19 protein-coding genes are annotated in these 20,303 nt (G+C 39.3%); 4 read left to right on the top strand and 15 right to left on the bottom strand.

Translation table 11 applies throughout. From position 1 onward, the window contains the following. Nucleotides 1-446: 446 nt before the first annotated feature. Both IGI42_RS21315 and IGI42_RS21310 read left to right on the top strand, forming a co-directional pair. Nucleotides 447-1,787 (top strand): Y-family DNA polymerase, encoded by a 1,341-nt coding sequence (locus IGI42_RS21315; RefSeq protein WP_438718062.1) that lies wholly within the window; start codon nt 447-449, stop codon nt 1,785-1,787. Nucleotides 1,788-1,846: 59 nt separating this feature from the next. Beyond that, a complete protein-coding gene (locus IGI42_RS21310) occupies nt 1,847-2,251 on the top strand; it encodes a hypothetical protein (RefSeq protein WP_438718061.1) in 405 nt (134 codons plus the stop codon). Nucleotides 2,252-2,651: 400 nt separating this feature from the next. Here the strand turns inward: IGI42_RS21310 and IGI42_RS21305 are convergent, their stop codons facing one another. The 11 genes from IGI42_RS21305 to IGI42_RS21255 form a co-directional block, all read right to left on the bottom strand. After that, complete coding sequence (locus tag IGI42_RS21305) at nt 2,652-3,473, bottom strand: mannose/fructose/sorbose PTS transporter subunit IID (protein ID WP_438718060.1); 822 nt, start codon at nt 3,471-3,473, stop codon at nt 2,652-2,654. A 14-nt stretch (nt 3,474-3,487) separates the two neighbouring features. After that, nucleotides 3,488-4,303 carry a PTS mannose/fructose/sorbose transporter subunit IIC gene (locus IGI42_RS21300; RefSeq protein WP_438718059.1) on the bottom strand — a complete coding sequence of 272 codons (816 nt, stop codon included), beginning with the start codon at nt 4,301-4,303 and terminating at the stop codon, nt 3,488-3,490. Between the two features lie 13 nt (nt 4,304-4,316). Further along, the gene (locus IGI42_RS21295) at nt 4,317-4,802 is read right to left on the bottom strand and encodes a PTS system mannose/fructose/N-acetylgalactosamine-transporter subunit IIB (protein WP_438718058.1); all 486 of its coding nucleotides are present in this window, start codon (nt 4,800-4,802) and stop codon (nt 4,317-4,319) included. Beyond that, on the bottom strand, nt 4,799-5,233 hold the full coding sequence (locus tag IGI42_RS21290; protein ID WP_438718057.1) for a mannose/fructose/sorbose PTS transporter subunit IIA: 435 nt from the start codon (nt 5,231-5,233) through the stop codon (nt 4,799-4,801). Before IGI42_RS21290 ends, IGI42_RS21295 begins: the two co-directional genes overlap by 4 nt. Before the next feature lie 146 nt (nt 5,234-5,379). Continuing rightward, on the bottom strand, nt 5,380-6,354 hold the full coding sequence (locus IGI42_RS21285; protein WP_438718056.1) for a PRD domain-containing protein: 975 nt from the start codon (nt 6,352-6,354) through the stop codon (nt 5,380-5,382). Between the two features lie 14 nt (nt 6,355-6,368). Then, nucleotides 6,369-8,150, bottom strand: a complete 1,782-nt coding sequence (locus tag IGI42_RS21280) for a sigma-54-dependent transcriptional regulator (protein ID WP_438718055.1) — start codon at nt 8,148-8,150, stop codon at nt 6,369-6,371. A gap of 29 nt (nt 8,151-8,179) precedes the next feature. Further along, the gene (locus IGI42_RS21275; protein WP_438718054.1) at nt 8,180-9,004 is read right to left on the bottom strand and encodes a Cof-type HAD-IIB family hydrolase; all 825 of its coding nucleotides are present in this window, start codon (nt 9,002-9,004) and stop codon (nt 8,180-8,182) included. 12 nt (nt 9,005-9,016) lie between these two features. Beyond that, complete coding sequence (locus IGI42_RS21270; protein WP_438718053.1) at nt 9,017-9,763, bottom strand: DeoR/GlpR family DNA-binding transcription regulator; 747 nt, start codon at nt 9,761-9,763, stop codon at nt 9,017-9,019. A 191-nt stretch (nt 9,764-9,954) separates the two neighbouring features. Beyond that, on the bottom strand, nt 9,955-11,379 hold the full coding sequence (locus tag IGI42_RS21265; protein WP_438718052.1) for a sucrose-6-phosphate hydrolase: 1,425 nt from the start codon (nt 11,377-11,379) through the stop codon (nt 9,955-9,957). Further along, the gene (locus IGI42_RS21260; protein WP_438718051.1) at nt 11,380-12,834 is read right to left on the bottom strand and encodes a PTS transporter subunit EIIC; all 1,455 of its coding nucleotides are present in this window, start codon (nt 12,832-12,834) and stop codon (nt 11,380-11,382) included. It lies immediately after the preceding gene. A gap of 698 nt (nt 12,835-13,532) precedes the next feature. Then, the gene (locus IGI42_RS21255) at nt 13,533-14,519 is read right to left on the bottom strand and encodes a LacI family DNA-binding transcriptional regulator (protein WP_438718050.1); all 987 of its coding nucleotides are present in this window, start codon (nt 14,517-14,519) and stop codon (nt 13,533-13,535) included. Between the two features lie 414 nt (nt 14,520-14,933). Between IGI42_RS21255 and IGI42_RS21250 the strand changes: the two genes are divergently transcribed. Next, the gene (locus IGI42_RS21250; RefSeq protein WP_438718049.1) at nt 14,934-16,349 is read left to right on the top strand and encodes a SulP family inorganic anion transporter; all 1,416 of its coding nucleotides are present in this window, start codon (nt 14,934-14,936) and stop codon (nt 16,347-16,349) included. Between the two features lie 105 nt (nt 16,350-16,454). Here IGI42_RS21250 and IGI42_RS21245 read toward each other — a convergent pair whose 3' ends face one another. The 3 genes from IGI42_RS21245 to IGI42_RS21235 form a co-directional block, all read right to left on the bottom strand. Further along, entirely contained in the window at nt 16,455-17,111 is a 657-nt protein-coding gene (locus IGI42_RS21245) for a CatA-like O-acetyltransferase (protein WP_438718048.1), read from the bottom strand. Nucleotides 17,112-17,114: 3 nt separating this feature from the next. Further along, a complete protein-coding gene (locus tag IGI42_RS21240; RefSeq protein WP_438718047.1) occupies nt 17,115-17,696 on the bottom strand; it encodes a helix-turn-helix domain-containing protein in 582 nt (193 codons plus the stop codon). 68 nt (nt 17,697-17,764) lie between these two features. Further along, nucleotides 17,765-18,586 carry a class I SAM-dependent methyltransferase gene (locus IGI42_RS21235; protein WP_438718046.1) on the bottom strand — a complete coding sequence of 274 codons (822 nt, stop codon included), beginning with the start codon at nt 18,584-18,586 and terminating at the stop codon, nt 17,765-17,767. 328 nt (nt 18,587-18,914) lie between these two features. Between IGI42_RS21235 and IGI42_RS21230 the strand changes: the two genes are divergently transcribed. Continuing rightward, nucleotides 18,915-19,706, top strand: coding sequence for a MurR/RpiR family transcriptional regulator (locus tag IGI42_RS21230; protein WP_438718044.1), 792 nt, complete (start codon nt 18,915-18,917; stop codon nt 19,704-19,706). Between the two features lie 123 nt (nt 19,707-19,829). On the opposite strand, the gene IGI42_RS21225 is transcribed toward IGI42_RS21230, so the two are convergent. Next, nucleotides 19,830-20,291 (bottom strand): PTS sugar transporter subunit IIA, encoded by a 462-nt coding sequence (locus tag IGI42_RS21225; protein ID WP_438718043.1) that lies wholly within the window; start codon nt 20,289-20,291, stop codon nt 19,830-19,832. Nucleotides 20,292-20,303 lie beyond the last annotated feature (12 nt).

The following is a 20,303-nucleotide window of genomic DNA, read 5'->3' as shown; positions in this document are numbered from 1 at the left end:
TCCAAATACCGTTAAAATTGCCGAATTCAGGGTTCAAGTAACTAGGGAAAATGAAAATTCCTTGTCCCTCCATTTGAATTTAATAGCCGCCGTCTCCCAACACCAGAAAAAACACAGCTGATAATAAACAGTTTTTTTCACTGGCATGTTCCTCTGTAAATCGGAAATTGCAGCAGTTGTGGCATTCTACATCCGTGAATTCCCACCTATATCTTCTATTATACTGAAATCTCACATGATAAAGCCCTATTTTTCTGATATTCAAGAAAAAATGACAAATAAGAAGCTCAGAAAAATTTTTCCTGCAACTTTGAAAGGAAAAGGCGAGAATTTCTTGACTTCATTTACCTAATCGGAGTACTATGTAATCGAACGTATGTTTGATTAAGTTAAAAAAACTATTTCTATCAACTTTTATAATAAAAGAACTAGATAAGGTGATTTCCATGAACTTTAACTATGATTTAGAACCCACAGGTGATTATGCTTTTATTGACATGAAATCCTTTTATGCCAGTTGCGAACTAGTCGCCCGAGGTTGTCATCCACTGAAGGATCTTTTGGTGGTAATGAGCCATGCTGACAATACTTCTGGTCTAATTCTCGCCAGTAGTCCGATGGCTAAAAAAATGCTAGGAATTAATAATGTGACTAGAGTTTGGGATCTCCCCACCGTCAAAGAAAATCCAGCAATGGAAAAACTGATTATTGCTCCACCAAGAATGCGCTACTATATAGCAGAAAACCTGAAGATTCAAAATATCATCCGTAAATACGCCGCCGACGAGGATATTATGTGGTATTCAATTGATGAAGGCGTTGTAGACTTGAGTCACAGCTTAAATTATTTTGTGCCGGCTAAGCAACTCTCACGCAAAGAGAAACTAGAGACGGTTAGTCACATGATCCAGAAAGATATTTTACAAGAAACGGGTATTTATTCCACCATTGGAATGTCCAATAGTAATCCCTTACTAGCAAAATTAGCCCTAGACAATGAAGCAAAAAATATTGTTAATATGCGGGCATCCTGGAATTACTCTGATGTTGAAACGAAAGTCTGGCAAATGCCTGAGATCAGTGATTTTTGGGGTATCGGGCATCGAATGAAGCAAAATCTGTTCGACATGGGCATATCAACGGTCTATCAATTAGCCCATGCTGAACCGTATCGCTTAAAGGAAAAATTCGGCGTAATTGGCTTGCAGCTTTATCACCATGCTAATGGCATTGATCGAACGAAAATTCAGAAACGTTATACTCCTAAATCAGAAAATCTTGGAAACAGTCAAATTTTGCCTAGAGATTATTGCGGTGAGGAAATGCTGCTAGTTATTAGGGAAATGGCAGAGCAAGTGGCCATTCGCTTACGTCGAAAGCAGGCGAAAGCAGCAACTGTCTCTTTATCAATTGGTTATTCCAAAGACGAAATGGAGAAAGGGTTTAGTCGACAGCTAAAGATTACACCTACAGATAATACTGATGAACTAGCTGGACACTTATTGCATTTATTCAATAAATTTTATAATGGAAGTTTGGTTAGAAATATTGGTGTCTCCTATTCTCGGTTGATTTATCATGGGGGTAGTCAGCTGAATTTGTTTGAAGAACCGGAAGAACAAATCAAAAATGAAAAGCTGGATCAAATAATGGACAAGATTAGAGGGAAGTATGGATTTGTTTCCATTGTTCGAGCCAGTTCTACTTTAGATCATGCCCGAAGTTTAGATCGTGCTAATTTGGTGGGCGGCCATGCTGGCGGAGCTGGTGGCTTGGACGGTTTATAAGTAAAAAGAGCGTTAGAAGGAAATCAAGTCTGGATAAAAATTCTTGGAGGTGAATAAAAATGGGTGAAGGATTTATGTCTTACCATTCCGATCCCCTTATTCGAGATTACGAAGATCGAGGGATGGCGAAATGGATGGGTTTTTACCTAAGTGAACACACCGCCGAAATGGAGAAAGAGAGGGAAGAACGAGAAACTTTTTGGGTTAGAAAACCACAAATGAATGACTTAGACATCTCGATGATTTTGGAAAAAGCCTATATGAGCAGCTGTCTTGTCGAAATTCAATTAGATGAGTTGAATCCTGAAGGTTACGCTTATGCAGATATCATTGGCGTGATTGAAGGATTCAGAGAGAACAGCATTTTTGTATCAAATCCTGAAGCAGGGATTCAAGTGATTCCTGGAGATTCCATCAATCACATTAGCCTAATTGATCCAGTAAAATGGAGTAAAATACCATAAATTTACATCCGAAGTTAGCTATTAATCACTACTTTGAATTGTATTTAAAAAGCAAAGGGAGCACCTATCGTTGGATCAGAGGCTCCCTTTTTCTTGCATTTAATTACAACAATCAACTAGCTTCATCCCTGCGACAATTTCATCGGAGGTCAAATTCAATGAAACGACTGGATGATGGACTTGCCAGTACGTAAGCATCAGCTTCAATAAAGCCAGTATTTACTATATCCAAAGCAGTTGTCCTCCTATCACCTTCACCCACAACGCCACAACTCTTTACAATTTAGAATTGAATTACCGAACGAGTAATTGCTGCTGTTGTAAAATCTAAAAAATTGGCAAAAAAACTGACTTCTCAATAATTTTTGAAAAGCCAGTTTAGCGATTAATTTTATTGATACTACCCTAAGAATCCCAATGCTTTCCCTGCAATACCGACTACGAAGATTACTAGAATAATCAGTAATGGACTAACATTTTTCTTCAGCAACCATGAGACAAACAACGTTAATAACAACGCAAGCATTCCTGGCATGATGCTGTCTAGAACATCTTGAACAGTTTGTGTAACCACTTGTCCACTATCATCTGTGATTCTAGTTGCTATAATCGGAATGTTGATAGTTGTCCATTTGTTCACCAACGCGCCCATCACGAACAGACCAACAACAGAAGCGCCTTCTGTCAACTTCTTGATCCGACCGCCAGCCATCTCTTTGATGATCTCGTTACCCTTTTCATAGCCTAAAGTCAGACCAAAATATTTTGTAGCTAGACGAATTACATTAATTGCAATAAAGAACAAGAGTGGTCCCATTAGACTGCCAGCTGCTGCTAGTGAAGCACCTAGAGCCGCTAGTACCGGACGAGCGGTTCCCCAGAAAATCGGATCACCTACACCTGCTAACGGTCCCATCAAACCGATTTTCATCGCTGAGATTGAGTTACCCGGCATATCACCATTGTTTGCTTTCTCCTCTTCCATTGCACCGACCACCCCGAAAATGGGTGAGGTCAACCATGGATGTGTATTGAACCACTCCAAGTGACGTTGCAACGCAGCATTTCGTTCTGGTCCTGGTTCATACAGACGCTTAATGGCTGGAATCATTACAAAGCAAAAGCCCATATTTTGTACCCGTTCAAAGTTAAAAGAGCCTAGTAATAGATTGGAGCGTAAAAACATGCTATTGATATCTTTTTTGGTTAATTTCTTTTCCACGATCGGTTCCTCCTTTAGGCATCCAAGTCATCATCTAAATCATCGTCAAGGTCAGCATAGCTTTGGCTGTTGTTGGCAGCAGCGGCCGCTGGCTGCCCGCCGACTACATTGTATTTCAATTGAATGAACAGCAATGCTAGACACAGACCTAAGCTGCCAAAACCAACTAAGTTGAAGCCCGTGAAGGCCGCGAAAAGGAAGCCCATATAGAAGAAAGGTTTCAAGTACGGAACGTCCATCATGTTGATAACCATAGCGTAACCGACAACTACAATAATTCCGCCGCCAATTTGCAATCCACCAGTGATGACTTCCGGGATGCTGTTCAAGAAATTGCTCACTGCGCTGGCACTAATCATGGTAATAATCAAAGTAGGAATCATAACACGTAACGCTTGCAATGCTAGAGCCAGAATGTGCATTATTTCAATTCCGCGATAATTTCCTTTCAAAGCAAAGGCATCGGCTTTATGCACAAAGAACACCGTAATTGTTCGGACAAAAATTGTTAATGCTTGCCCTGCAGCTGCTAACGGAACGGCAATCGCAATGCCTTCCCCAATTCCTTGGTTAGACACAATTACTAAAATAGTAGAAATGACTGAGGCAATTGCGGTATCAGGTGCCATCGCTAGACCTACGTTCATCCAGCCTAGTGCCATCATTTCCAATGTACCGCCTAAAATAATTCCGGTTGTAACATCCCCCAAAACTAAACCAACCAGCGTACAAGCTACTATCGGCCGATGGGTTTGTGCTTCATCCAGCACACTGCCCATTCCCGTAATACCAGCAACCAGTAAAAGTAAAATAATTTGTAATGCGTTCATTGTTTAAACCCCTTTATGCATTATTTTTCAGTTCTTTGTAGAAATCAACACTGGAATCTCCAGGTAATTGACGCAGCTCCAGATTGACTCCTAGCTCGTGCAGCTGATTGAAAGCATCGACATCACTGTTGGCAACACTCACTGCTTTAGTAATCTGCTTCCGATCCTTTTCAAAGCGCATCCCACCGACATTGATTTCTTTTAACGGCACGCCTTTTTTCACTAGCTCAGCAATATCTTCTGGTCCTTCAAACAGCAGCATCACCCGGTCATTTTCATAACGAGGAGAATGATAAGCTCGCACCATCTTATCGACGGTTACTGCGCTCGCTTTAACATTAGCTGGAGCCACTGACAGCACTAAAGTTTTGCGCATTTCATCTTGTGCTACAGCATCCGATACAATAATAATGCGGTCAACGGGACGCAGCTTTACCCATTTTGTTAACACTTGTCCGTGGATAAACCGATCATCAATTCTAGCTAATTCTATTTTCATAATAAATCCTCCTCTTGGTCGCTTTGAGTGACCTTTTGAATTTCTTCTGTGAATAGTTTGATACTATTGCTACCGACATTCTTTAAGTGAGCGGTTAATTCAGCTACATCCATCGATGATTTTGCCGTTGCTGCTTCTAATAAAATAGGTAAATTTACCCCCGTTACAATATCAGCACTTTCTAGCGTGTAAACCAGCTGAGCGGCTGCATTGTAGGGAGTTCCGCCAAAAATGTCGACTAAAAACAAAATCCCTTCCTTTTCAACTAGCTTATCTACCTCATCTTGGAACTTTGCTTGAATTTGCGGTAGCCCCTCACCTTTTAAAAAGGGAACCGCCTTTACTTCAGGATCTTCGCCAAAAATCATGCCAAACGCATCAAGCATTCCTAACGAAATATCGCCATGGCCACTTACAATTAGTTTTACCATCTTTTCACTCCTCTCACTTCTCTATAAAGCAAGTAGCGTGCCAAAACAGTGTTTCGCTGCTATTCCCCGCTTTTACACACAATAAAAGAGGGAGTGTTTTAAAAAATCAAAACACTTCCTCTTTTATTACCTATTTTTGAAACACTTTATGGCTCGTCCATTAAAATTTCAGCAATAAACAGCTTCTCATCCTGTACTAGCGGTAGTTTTAATTGTTCCTCTAACGTCTGTAACGTTTCATCCACTAGCTGTACATAGGGGTCTAATTCATTCCGATACTCATCGGTATATTCAATCGGAGCTTGCTTTACGATGCGTTCAAAAGCAAAGGCAGTATGGACAATCAATTTCAAGGAAAGAGCATTAGGAAATTGGCGCCCCAACTTCGCTTGTAATTCCTCAATCCAGTCTAATAATAGATCCGTAATGTGGTGAGGATTCAAATAAACTAAATACATATTTAAGGTGTCTTGGCAAAGATCTCGTAAAATGACGTTATCCTTTTGAACAACTTCCCGTCTTGCATCAACATTGCCGATTAACTGGCGCAAAAGTTGTTCACCAGACCCGTCAATTAAGGTTTCTAGAGTAACATGAGGCACATCCAACTTTGGATTCTTTGTTCCTACCGTTGCGATTACTTGATATTGGTCCAATAAATCTGGTAGCTCTTTTTTTAAATGCAGACTTGAAACGGTGATTATCTGGATCGTTTCTTCCGTTTGTGTTTCAACGACTCGTGTAATCATTTCCTCTAATTTTTTTGCAGTTCCTTTTCCAGTAGTACAAATGGACAAGATAGCTTTACACTTGCCACTGGATAGCTCCTGCATCTGTACTGTACTGAGGAAATCCTTCACCACCGAATGGTAAATTCCGGTCAAATCAAGGTCCATGTAATTTATTTTCCTGACTACATCTAATACCATGCTGGTTGTAACATTGCGAATTGTTTTGATTGGTATGTTAGTTGCTTTAATCAACTTTTCTTCAATCATAGCTAAAGAACCCATATCAACCAATAGCAACACACCACGACCTCGATTAATTTCAATAACTGTTTTAACCAGTTTATCAAACAGCTCTTCTGGTGGAACCTCTAGCGGCATATTTAAAGCCACTATTGGTGCGTCACCTAACCTACTTGCACCATTGAAGTAGCCGTCGAATTACCATGAGCGACTACTAAAACACTTACCTTTTGTTTTTCTTCAAGTGTTTCAATCGATACTAGCAGCATCGTTAAATAGATGACTTCAATTTCCGGAAACTGAATCCCTAGCCGCTCTTCAATGGCCGCTTTAAATAGCTGAGCTACTTCATATTCTCGGGGATTCTCTTTTTTTACTTCCTCAATATCAAATTGAGATATCAGCTTTTCCTTCGTGTCCCGATGAAAGTAAGAATCTAGATGCATCCCAATATAGTATAAAAAACGCGTATCAAAGCTCATAGCTAGTTTTTCTTCCGCAATTTCTTTCAAATGAATCGTCAAATCAGATATCACAGGATCAACGAATTTCAGCAAATTATAGTTAATTTGGCTGCTATTAACAAAATTGCGAACATATAAATGCAGGTCGGTTAATATATATTGATGGATCTCCTTTTTCGAAATCCCTTCTTTTTCCAGAATCCTAACCTTATCTTCAATGACTTCATAAATATTTAGTCCACCAAATTCTTCCTCTGGTGATTCTGGCTGTTTATCCGGGTAAATAACTGTTGTGACATCCACATAAGCTGTAATTTCCTTTGATTTCTTAATATTCTGACTACTGGAGCGCCAGTGGGTTCGAATCTCTTCAGGCAGATTTGTTAATGAAATTTTAATCTCACTACCTGCATGGAGCTGATTCAAAAAAGCTTGTGCACAGACTAATTGGATTTGTGATTTCAGCTGTCCGACATTTCCATAATTAATCGCATTAATTAAAGCACTAATCACATCAATATCAATCAAAAAGGTCCGCTTTACTCGCTTGGCTTCATTCCCGAATAAGAATTTGACCAACTCGATTCGCTCTTTTACTGACCGTTGATTAAAGGCGGGAATTTGAATTGTCATTGGAATTCTTCGCTGGAAGGTAGACAACAAAGCTGAATTGGGATCTTCCGTTGTTGCACAAACGATCATGACCTTCGCTTCTCGTTGAAACCCATTTTCTCCTAGACGATTAAAACGACCCGTATCAATAAAATAAAAAAGCATTTCCTGTCCCTCAGGAGTTAAACGGTGAACCTCATCTAGCAGCAGAACCCCTTGATCGGCTTGCTCTACCAAACCGGGATGATCTTCATCTGCTCCGGTAAATGCCCCTTTTACATAGCCGAAAAGTTGGGACATCAACAGCTGTGGATTGTTGTAATAATCGGCACAGTTAAAACTGATAAATGGTGCCTCTTCCTGTAGCAAGTGTTCATACAATCCATATTGATAAATTTTATTAGCAAAGAAGGTTTTCCCCGAACCCGTTGGACCCAACAAAAGAATGTGCAAACCATTTGGTGGATAATGAACCGCAGCCTTCGCTTGAGAGACGGCTTTTTTCAAGCTGGCGTTGTGTCCGATTAGCAAATCAAAAGGATTCGTTTTTATTTTAAGCGGCTTCAAGGGTTCATTTCCCGTAGTATAGTCTTTAATATCCGCAACTTCTGATAAATTATCCGGCCAGTTGATCTGAAAAATGTTCTCAACAATATCAACTGGCAAATAACGTACCGGATAGCCCTTAATCTTGATAACTTGCCCCTGACGAACCAACTTGTTCAATTCAGCGCTAACATTTGCCCGAGTTAATTTTAATACTTCAGCTAACTCAGAAGCCGATGTTCCCTGTTGCTCTACTAGTGCTTCTTGACTACTGTCTTGCCAAATTCCCCATAACCCTTGAAACACTTTATCAATTCGCTTCATTTCACCATCCCTTTTTTGAAACACTTTTATTATAATTTAGACAAGCTCAGGCAGTTTGCTAAGGCTACATAAAATCCGTTCTCGTCATTGGATTTGGTAACGTAATCTGCGGCCTGCTGAACGGGTAAAGGTGCATTGCCCATAGCAATTCCTACACCAGCATGTTGGATCATTGGTACATCGTTATAGTTATCACCGATTGCCAGCGTGTTTTTAATTGTTACTTGATAGTGTTCTGCTAAGGTCTTCAAGGCACTTAGCTTCGAGACTTGATTGTTTACGATTTCTAGATAGCTGTCTTTAGAACGCTGAAAATCAATACTTAATATGCTAGAACGTTCCAATTCTGTTTCTAATGCTGCGATTTCCTGAGGTGAACCCATACACAAAATTTTATGAATCGGATGATACTCTTTCAAAAAAACTCTTAACGATGCAGTCTCTGGCTCTATTTGTGTAATCTCTGCTTCCTGCTTCACCCAAAAATCCTTTTTCTCAACTACCCAACGGTCTTCCGAATAAACATTGATACTGATGTCAGGAAATTTTGACGCAATCAATTGATAGACCAATAAGGTATCCAATCGTTCTAAAGTTAGGCTTGCTAGATGCTTAAATTCACCTTGAGCATATTGCGTAATCAAGGCTCCGTTAAAACAGACCAGTGGTGTCTTGGATTGAATCAATTCTGCAATTGGCAGCATTCCCCTTGGAGAACGAGCAGAAGCTAAGATTACCGGAATTCCTTTTTCGGCTAAATCCGCAAGTAACAATTGGCTTTCCTCACTTACTTGATGCTGAGAATCCAGCAGTGTGCCGTCAATATCAGTGAGTATTAATGAGATCTCCTTCATATTCGTTTCCTCCTAATAGATAAACTGGCAATCCTGTTTAAAATAGCCTTGTTCCTCTAGTGACAACTCGCAATCAGTAACTACGACATCGATTTGGGCTAAATCTGCTCCTTTATAAGGTGCTGACTTTAGAAATTTTTGATGCTCACTAACCAAAACAACTTTACGGCTACAAGATACGACCGCTTGCTTCACATAAGCATTCGTTTCCTCTTTAAAATAGATACCATCTGGCTCAATGCTGGCAGCACCTATAAAAGCTAGATCAAATTTCAATCGCTGAATCTCTCCTGAGGTTTGAGTTCCAAAGAAAAAGCGATTATCCGTATCTAGTTCACCACCGAAAACATGGGTTGTTACCAGACTATTTACTCCTAAAGCAAAGGCATTATCTAAAGAATGGGTATAAACTTTGCATTGCTTCTTTAGCTGTTGAGCTGCCAGTGACAACGTTGTCGAAACATCCAGAAAGCAAACACTGTTTTCAGGCAAGTAATCGACTACTTTCTTAGCCATCTTTTCTTTTTCTGGCAACAGCAAATTCGATCGCTCAAAGAAATCTAATACCTTATTGCCAGTGTCAGCTAACATAATTCCTCCATGAGTCCGCGTTGCTAGTCCACTTTGCGTGACTGCCAAAATATCACGCCGAGCTGTATCTGACGAAATGTTGAACTGCTCCATAATTTCATTCTTAGTTAAACGATTTTTTTCTAACAGAAGCTGTTGAATTTTTTGAATCCGTTCTTCTTGGTACACACGATCGCCTCCTCACTAATAGTATAAGCTTCCCTTTAAGTATTTTCAAGCATATATATTTGTTTATAAGTTTTTCGTCAACCTATGAAAACTTAGGAGAAGTAAAGACCTATCATACTAATTTAATGAAGGAGCTGGCGATACTACAGCTGAGATCACAAAAATCAGGCCATTTAAATGACCTGATTTCCTTAAGTATTATGCAAGTAACCTGATAAAGTCTCATATGCACTACAAATAGTGTCACTACCTTCTTGAAATACTCGAAAGGAAAATACTTGCTCTCCTTGATTTAAGTAAACTTCAACAAAAGAGTTATCGACAAACACATCCACCTTGTCCAAATTTTGGATGAATACACTTCTTTGTGTTCCGTAGCTTTCATCGATCGACTTAGCTAAATGTTCTCGTGAAAGATTGGCTCGTTTTGTCTTTGCATCATAAACAAACTCCCAGTAATCATCAGCTGAACCTACCTTGAAATTGAAACCCGCTTCTACTTCTAACCAATAGTTGCGACTGTTAGTTTCAATACAGTCACCATTAACACGTTGTGGCTTGCTAAATACAGCAAGTATTTCTGCTGCTGGATACCGTTTAAATTTGCCTTGCTCAATTGTTAATTGTTGTGGAAATGTTAACCCATGCTGCCAGTTTTCTTGGACTGGATATTCAGGCTCACCACAACCAAACCAAGCATACAGTAATGGTTGTTGGTTTTTACCTAAGAAAGCCTGTGGTGCATAAAAGTCAAACCCTGCATCCATCTGATCCCAATATTCAGTGCGGAAACAACGGTTGGTTACATCCAGCTCACCGACAGCATAAATAGTAGCAAAGCGATTGTTAAAGCGCTCACTTTCGCTGGCGATTCCCATCGGTGACAAGAGGAGAACATCTTTTCCATCAATTTGAATCAGGCTAGGGCACTCTAACATATAGCCTGTATCGAAAGGTAAATCAATCAAGCCCTGATAGCTCCAATCGAGTAAGTTATCACTTTTATACAATAGCAGTACTCCACGATCGCCGAAACTAGAAGTAGGTTCTCCTGCAAATTCGCTACCACCTAGCAGCATATAAAACTGCCCGTTTCGTTCAAAAACGTATGGGTCACGCAACTCACCAGACAAGCCTTCCATTAGACCTTCTATCACCGGCTCTGCTTGTTTCTTGATCTGTCCCTTCTTGTCCATGATCGCCACAGCCTGTTTCGGAATTTTACCAGCTTCTGTTTTATAATTGGCGGTGTAAAAAAGATACAGTTCATCTTGAAATTCAATCGCGTTTCCCGAATAGCAACCATTTTTTTCATATTCCTCAACAGGTGATAAAGCGACTTCTTGTTTCGTCCAATCCACTAAATTTTTTGAAGTAGTGTGTCCCCAATGCTTCAAACCATGCAGCGGTGCGAAAGGATACCATTGAAAAAAGACATGATATTGTCCGTTGAAATAAGCTAAGCCGTTTGGATCATTCATCAAACCAGATTCAGGATAAATATGATACTTAGGTAAGTAACGACTTTGAGTCACTTCTTTCGCCAGATCTGCCAATTCAGATCGTTTTTCTTCTATATAAATAGTTCTTTTTTGATCTACTAATAAATTTTGCATTTAAGCTTTCACATCCTCCGCAACATTCGGAACACGAACTTCAGCTCCGGCAACCCCTTTTACTTTGTTATAAACAAACAAGAAACAAATTGGTAAAGCAAACGACAAGAGACAGCCGATAATATAATGAATCACCACTGGTGGATTAACAATGGTAATTCCAGGAATCCCGGTTAAGCCAAAGCCCAAAGCTTTCACATCGAAAATCTTCATATACGCCCCACCTATACCAGCACCAGCTACTGCTGTAAGGAAAGGAACAATCGAATCTTTTAAATTTACTGCGAAAATCGCTGGTTCACTGACTCCAACCAATGTCGGAATAAAACTTGAAAAAGAAATTTCTCGGCGTTTTGAGCCTTTTTTCGCCAAGAAGAACATCCCCATTGCCGCGCCTCCTTGAGCGATAATCGAAACGGCCCAAAGCGGTTGAATATAGTTAAAGCCTGTCTGAGCTAACAATTGCGCTTCAATCGAACCAATCATGTGATGGGTTCCAGTGATAACTAAAGGCTGTAGTAAAGCTGCAAATATTCCTGCTCCGAAAACACCGGCCCTCACATATAAGAAATCAGCTGCCGTACCAATCACTGAAGCAACTAAGTCTCCTAAAGGACCAAAAACTAAGAATAGCGCTAGCGAAGAAACCAAAATAGTAATGGCAGGAACTACAATAAATGTCAGCATCTTTGGTGTGTACTTAGTTACAAATTTCTCGAACTTAGCCATAAAGAATGAACTTAAAATTGCTGGGAAAATTCCACCTTGAAAGGCGACTTGCGGTACGCTGAATCCCAGAATACTCCAGTAAGAAAGATTTTCGATGGTTCCTTGCATGTACTCAAACCGATTGCCTAGATCAGGATGAACCAAGATCAATCCTAAGATAATCCCGAACACCGGATTTCCTCCAAAGCGTTTAGTAGCAGAGTAAGCGACAAACACTGGTAGGAAGTTTAACCCAGTAGCAATTATATTCAAGAATCCTGCTGTATCGGCAGCCCATTGATAATTATCAGCTAAGCTTCCTTCTAAACCAAACAAGCCAGTAGTGATAAACAACGAACGAACACCTAACAACATCGCACAACCAACGATCGCTGGTATCAAAGCCACAAAAATATCTGAAAAGGCTTTAAAAAATTCAAACAACTTATCTTTCCATGTATCAGGCGTTTGCTTATCCACCTGTTGAGAAGACTGATTGTCAATCTGCGTTTCCTTTGTAAAAGCTTCATAAACGCGTTCAACAACACCAGTCCCAAAAACAATCTGCAATTGTCCTTTGTTGTAAAATACTCCTTTAGCACCTTCGATATTTTCTAAACGCTGTTGATCATAATTTGTTTCTTTTAAGGTCAAACGTAAACGGGTCACACAATGAGTAGCATGAGCGATATTCTCCTCACCACCCACAGCTTCGATAATTTCAGCAACTATTTTTTGGTAATTCATTTGACTTCCTCCTTTTTTGGAACGTTCCAACTTATCTATTATTATACTTGGAACGTTCCAAATTGCAAGTGTTTTATTCAAAAAAGCAAGAAATTCCTTTTTAGCTAGTCTATCTCTTCTACTATTTTACTATCAACACGCCTAAAATATGAGAAAATTCGGTGGTAAATCAAGAAAGCTTCCCAACTTGCTCAGCTTTGGGGCAGTAAGTAAATCCGAACATCTTTTAAATTGCCGAATAGACTCCCTACTTGTTTGAAACTTCTCCTTTCTAACACGACAAAAAACTCCCCCATCCAATCTCAAAAGAGAGATTAAATGAAGAAGCTGCTGTTAATTGAAACTCTTCGTTTGTTGATCTAAAAAATGAAGACTTTCTATTGGTCGTTTGGCACTCTCAACTTGTGGTGAATAAATCTTTTAAAAATCAAGGAATTGTTACTTCACTGCTAGATTTTATAAAAACTTGGAGTGTCAATGAAGGATGCTTTGACCTTAAATAGTGGCCATCGAATTGAACGCTCGACTGCTCATCAAGTTTATGAAGACTATGGGTTTAATCAAAAATCGTTCGGTTATATTTTTAAGCTTTAACAAAAAGTATATGGATTTTTCTGTTACCTTTTAAGAAAATTCGGTATTTAACACATGCTAAAAGGCAAGAGAACGCGGTGTTTACGCCTTCTTACCCTTATTTTTTAATTCACATCTCTTGTAGTGTTCAAATTCAAAAAACGAACTGGTAGGATATGTTTAGCTTGTATTTCCTTATCTTTATCGAAATCCACTAATTCCGCGACGCTGATTTCGGCGATCTTCTGGATATCTTGGGCGATCGTGGAAATAATCAGCGGTTGATTTTGATAGCTCTTTGCCCCATCAAAACCGATCAGTTGAACATCTTCAGGGATAGTCCAGCTTAACTGTTTAAATGATTCCATTACATATTCCGCATATCGATCAGTTACGGTGAAAACACCGTCAAACCTGCATTCATCCTGATAGATTTCATTTAGATACTGATCCACTCTTTGAGAAAAATCTTTGGAGTTGCCTTTGTCCAGATACACGTGATACGCTATTTTTTTATGTTTACAGTAATCAATAAATCCGTTCATTCGCTCGTAGATCCCTAGATTATTTGGCAACTCTCGTAAAATCATTAACAGCCTTCTCGCACCTCTTTGATGCAACTCTTGGGCAGCCAATCGAGCGCCCTGGAAATTATCACTTGTGACAAATGGTACCTGCTGGTTAAAATAGCGCTCAATTGAAACGATTGGGAGATTAGCCGTAATATAAGGATCAATGTCACTGTAGGAAATCGTAATAATCCCACGAACCTTTTCTTCCTTCGCCATTTTTACATAATCTAATTCTAAATTATAATTATTTTGCGAATTACACAACAGCATTTTCAAATTTCGTTTTTGCAGCTCTAGCTGAATATAATTAGTTAATTCCGCAAAAAAAGGTGTCCAAATGGTTGGTAAAATAAAAGCAATTGTATCGCTGGTTTGCTTCTTTAGTGAGCGAGCCGCTTGATTGGGCACATAATCCAATTCTTTGATCGCCCGTTCGATTCTTTCGGCCAACTCTGGTTTAATTTTCACACCATTAATATAGTTGGATACTGTTCCTCTTGAAACCTTGGCTAGACTAGCCACATCATTCATATTTGCCATAGTCGACCTCCTTACACCGTGTCATTATATCATGAAAAACACCTTATCCGTATAACATTCAAGGTTAAGTACAAGGAATTTAGCTTTCATAATACAATAGAATTAATTACTCCATTTGACTTAAAACTTAGTGAAACGGTGCTATTTTAAAGTCTATTGTAGTCCTGACAGTCATATAAGATTTATTTCTAATGATTTTGTATCGAATACATAATAGTACTACGCTGCCAAACACTCACGATATTCTAACATAATCTTGCCTCTACTACTTTCGTATCTTAACACGGTAAAAGTTTCACAAAACAGAGGGAAATTATTAAAAGTAAATTTGACCTTTTCTATCAATACCGCTATAATTGTTTGTTGATGTCTAAAGACAGGGAAATTAAAAATATGAAGAAAATGAGGGTAACTATGTATTTACAGAGTTGGAAGGAAAATCCGATCAAGGAAGTGTTGGCAGGAATTGTCGTATCTTTTGCGTTAATTCCAGAAGTGATTGGATTTACGATTATTGAGGGCATTGACCCGATGATCGGTTTGGTTTCATCGTTTTTTATTGCAATTATTGTTTCGTTTTTAGGTGGACGTCCAGGAATGGTTTCTGCTGCGGCAGGATCGATGGCACTGGTGATGGTGCATCTAGTGAAAAATTACGGGCTAGAGTATATGTTTGCCGCCACGATTTTAACGGGTTTGATTCAGCTACTTCTGGGACTATTTCAGGCACAAAAGCTGATGAGTTGGATCCCAAAACCGGTGATGCTGGGATTTGTCGATGCACTTGCGATTTTGATTTTCATGGCCCAGTTCGAACATTTTGAACATGCTTCAATTTTCATGTACGGATTGGTAATTGGCGGCATCTTATTAATGGTTTTTGCTCCAAAAATTATTACCTTCATTCCAGCTGGTTTAATTGTCATCGGCGTACTGACATCGATAGCCTTTTTTGCCAAGCTGCCGGTTTCGACAATTGGCGATTTAGGTGATATTACGCCACGTTTTTCAGCTTTCCATTTACCAGTAATTCCCTGGAATTTAGCTACGTTGAAGATTATTTTCCCAACTTCATTGGCTCTGGCCTTTGTAGGAATGCTGGAAAGTCTATTAACCGCTGAAATCGTGGATGAACGGACCCATACAGAAAGTCCGAAGCGTCAAGAGCTGCTAGCTCAGGGAAGTGCCAACTTGATTAGTGGAATTTTTGCCGGAGTAGCTGGTTGTGCGATGATCGGACAAACAATTATTAATCTCGACTCAAAAGGACGCGGCCGTTTATCAACGGTTGTAGCCGGAGCTTTCATGATGATTTTAATTTTTGCGTTGCGACCGTTTCTTTTATTAGTCCCGATTGCGGCATTGGTCGCAATTATGACTGTCGTCGCTTTTAACACCTTTGACTGGGCAACCATTCGTTATGTCAAAGAAGCACCGAAAAAAGATGTACTGATTTTTCTAGTAACAACAATTTCGATTGTAGCAACTGGAAATCTAGCGATTGGTGTGCTAGTAGGTGTCTTGATTGGTGCAGTGCTATTCGTTCGTGGTATTTCGATTTTGAAGGTGCAGAAGGATGACCATACAATTACTATCTCAGGTGAATTATTTTTCACTACAACAACTAAAATGAAAAGTAAGCTGAATGCTTTGAAATTTTCAGAAGAACAACTAGTTCTTGATTTGACGAATTTGCGTATCTGGGACAGTACCGGTGCCGAAGAAATTCTCAAATTCAAGGAAAAGCTGCGAGAAAGTAAACAGGTGGAGGTTATTTCGCCGAACACGCCAAGCGATGAATTGATTCAAAGCGCAAAATTATATACTTAAAAAGTTGTGAGATCAGTGATGGTCTCACAACTTTTTTGAGCGTTTTTCAAAATGATCCTACAACATCTCAATAAGAAACTGCGAGATCGTCTAAGAATAACCACATTACTCCATCCAGCTATTCGCCCCATCCATCAGTGTCTGTAATTCTTTTAAAAATACTTTCAACTGATATCCATCTGTTGCTGCATGGTGGGCATTAATCGACAATGGCATGTACAATTCACCGTTTTGCTCAATAAATTTACCTGCTTCAAAGCTGGGCAAGTAGTAATCCTTAAGCTGATGATGTTGCAATGAAAAGCTGTCGAAGCTAAACCAGGGAATACAGGAAATAACATAAGCATTTTCTGGAGGTACACCTTTTTTCGTTAATATCCCACGATCATGGCCGAATTCCTCTGTATCAGAAAGATAGCGCTGGTAAAATTCGCTTAAATTTGATGAATACTCGGTCCATAATAAAGAAACCGTCTGATCTTCCGGATGAAATTGTGGGTAGACCGGATTCAAATAATCCCAATATCCTAATGTTCCGTCCCGCACGGCCATTTTTAACTCCTTGATCTGACTAACTACTCGACTTACTGCGTAGAGATATGCGGGGAAAAATTTTAGTCCTCTCTGCTGTACACAATCTTTTAGTTTAGTTACGTTTAGCTTGACGGTGATAGAATAACTGGTCGGTGCTATCTGTGAATAATAGTAAAACGACTCTGCTCGCGGCCATTCTGTCATTAGTTGTTCGTGAAATTTACTCATTATTTACTCCTTTTTAAAGAGACCGTGGGTTGTACAATAGAAATAGAGATTCCCTTGATAAATTTTTGGTAGGCGAATAGCTGCTTCTTTTTCTGGATACATCTTTTTCAACTGAATTTGATCACCTGAAACAAAAGCAACAAAGGAAAGATAGTGAGCCTTATTCATTTCGTGTTGAAACGTAATGAACCAATCGCTTTCTACTTCCTGAAGATGTCCGCAGTGTTCTTGCGTTTCCTTTTGTGGAATTAATGGCTCCAGCTTGCGCCCGCAACACATCATCTCAGTTTTGCCGAAAGAAAAATTAATCGTCTGGCAAGTAGGGCATGTGTAAAACATAACTTTTCTAATATCACCGGTATTTTTTTGATGACAAGTCAATTCACCTGCCAACAATTGATTGGTTTCTACTTGAAAAAGCTGTGACAGCTTAGCGACCAATGATACATCTGGGTACCCTCGGCCTCGTTCCCATTTTGAGACCGTGCGATCACTGATCATTAATTGCTCTGCCAAAGTTTGCTGCGTCCACCCCCGCTCTTTCCGTAGCCTACGAATTAATTGACCCGTTTGATTCACATCCATCCTTCTCAACTCCTTTTTCTAAGCATACGAAACGTTGCGCCGTAAAACAACCAACGCAGCGTAGAGTTTTATATAGTAGCAGCAAAACAAGCAGTCTCATCGTCTGCTCCCCATAAATCACCTGCAATACTTTTATATACTTCTATCTCTTTAAATCCTGTGGTCGTTAATTCTTGGATCATTTCCTCCGGAGTAAATACGGTCTCCCAAATGTAAAAGGTTTTCTGTTTATCTTGATATATCAAATGATGAGCATCCAAATAGGTGCGACTGTATTGTCGACTCTCCTGCAAATGAAGACAAGTCTCCACACTCCAAAAACTGTTTTCTTCTATTTGCCAAGTTTGAGTTGGTACAAAATCTTTGTAACGTTCAGGCGTAAACACATCAAAAACTAGTTTTCCGCCTGGATTTAGTGCTTGGGCAGCTTTTTGCAAGATACACCTTTGACCTTGATGAGACAGAACCCCTAGATCGCAATAAATCATAAAAATTAGATCATAACGTTCCTTTTGCCAATCTGCTTTAAGATAATCAGCACAAACATAGTTAATAGATAAGGTTTGCAGCTCTGCCGATTGTTGTGCGTAATCAATACTGGTTTGTGAAAAATCTAAGCCAGTGACTTGATACCCTTTGCGACAAAATTTTTCAGCATAAATGCCTGGACCACAGCCAAGGTCTAAAATTTTTGGATACTCAGTTACTGGAAATTGATCGGTCAACCATTCAACCGATTTTTCAACAAACACTTTATTTCTAGTGGCGCCATCGGCCTGCTCATCTAAATGAGCTGTCAATAGTTGTTTAGCAACATAGGGATCGGTCCAAATGTTTTCTTCACTTCTTGCAAAGAGCGGGACTTTTTTATTTAGTTCATTGATATTCATCGTGTATTCTCCTTTTTTTATGATTGATCGTTGACGGTTTTTAGGTACGCAAAAAAACATGAAAAAGCATCCTCTAGACACAACAAATAAACTGACTTCTTTTACGAAATTTTCAGTTTATTTGTCTAGACTGCTTTTCCACGTTTCACTAAATTACTTTATCTGTAATGCATAGTGCGCCGGACTTAATACACTTCCTTTTATCAACGATCACTTTTATTTTAGCGAAAGTTGCAAGTTGATTCAAGCACGAAATAATCTTGAATTCCTTCAGTAACGTATTAAGTATGCTATACTTTAATTAACAAGAAAAATGGAGTTGAACGTTATGGATGCGGTTTATTCGCAAATTCAAAAACACTATGATGAGTTATCCAGTACTGAACAATTAGCCATCGACTACATACTCGATTATCAGGATCTTGATAATTTAAAACTAAAAATTATCGAAGAAGCCTTACATATTTCGGCCCCGACAATTATTCGTGCCGTAAAAAAACTAAACTTTCGCACCTTCACTGAGTTTAAATATGCACTAATTGCCACTAAGCAGAAAGAAGAGCAAGCGCTTCCCGAACAGAGTTATGAAAATATGTTGCAAACAATGGCTTCAGACTTTGATCGAACCCTACATATGATGGACAAAGAAAAGTTGATGACGATTGCTAAAACTATTTTAGCTAGTCGAAGGATTTTTTGTATCGGAATTGGCTCCAGTGCCACTGTAGTGAATTCCTTCAATCATAAGCTGAAGAATTTTGGTCTTTGGTCGAATGATTATTCAGAAGTATTCCCCATTCGAGATATTCCGGATGTTGCCAAAAATGAAGATTGTATTGTCGTATTTTCCCTTAGCGGCTCGGAAGAACAACTGATTGAGGTCATCACAGCCTGTAAAGTGACGGGGTGTAAAATAATTACTGTCACTTCATTGTCTAGTAACGCTTTGGCTAATCTTAGTAACATTGCCCTGATGATTCATCAAAGCCCACAGCAAAGGAAGAAGATGCGTTCTCGTTTAATGCTGTCAGTAGCTAGTGAAATTATTTTCGAGACCCTTCTACTAGTCAACGATCAGCAAGAATCCCAACAAAAAAATACTGCCCAAGCAATGAAATAGGAAAAGCTTCGCAAACTCCCTCAACTTTAGAACAATAAAACCAAATTGCGAAACATTTATGCTTCCTGTATAAGAAAACAAGGTCATATCTCTCCTTCTCGGATTGATACGGCCTTGTTTTAGTTATTCTATTTTCGCTAATTCATCCATCGCAGCAACGGCTTTTTCTTGCGTATATTTTTTCTTCTTTAAGGATTTACCAGTCGTGATAATCATAATGACCGGATCTTTCCCTTCCGCTTTTATCCGATCGATATCCATCGTTGCCAACTCTTCTCCTGGCTTCACGTGTGTATCAAGCTGAACTTTAATATCAAAAGGTTTCCCTTCAAGTTCTACCGTATCAATTCCCATATGAATCAGTAATTCTGTTCCGCCATCCATCGTGATACCAATGCCGTGTTTTTGCTCAGACAACATGGTTATCGTCCCTTCCACCGGGCTAACGATCGTATTTTCATTAGGGATAACTGCTACGCCATCTCCCATCATCCCTTGAGCAAAGACGGGATCAGCTACCTGTTCAATCGGAATAAACCGACCATTGACAGGTGAAAAAATTAATTTTTTCTTTCCAAATAACACTGTTTGTTCCTC

Origin of the sequence: Enterococcus sp. AZ109, from assembly GCF_051714625.1 — a bacterium.
In the GTDB taxonomy this organism is placed as follows: Bacteria; Bacillota; Bacilli; order Lactobacillales; family Enterococcaceae; genus Enterococcus_A.
Note: the sequence above shows the minus strand (reverse complement) of the source record. Positions and strands in the feature narration are given on the sequence as shown.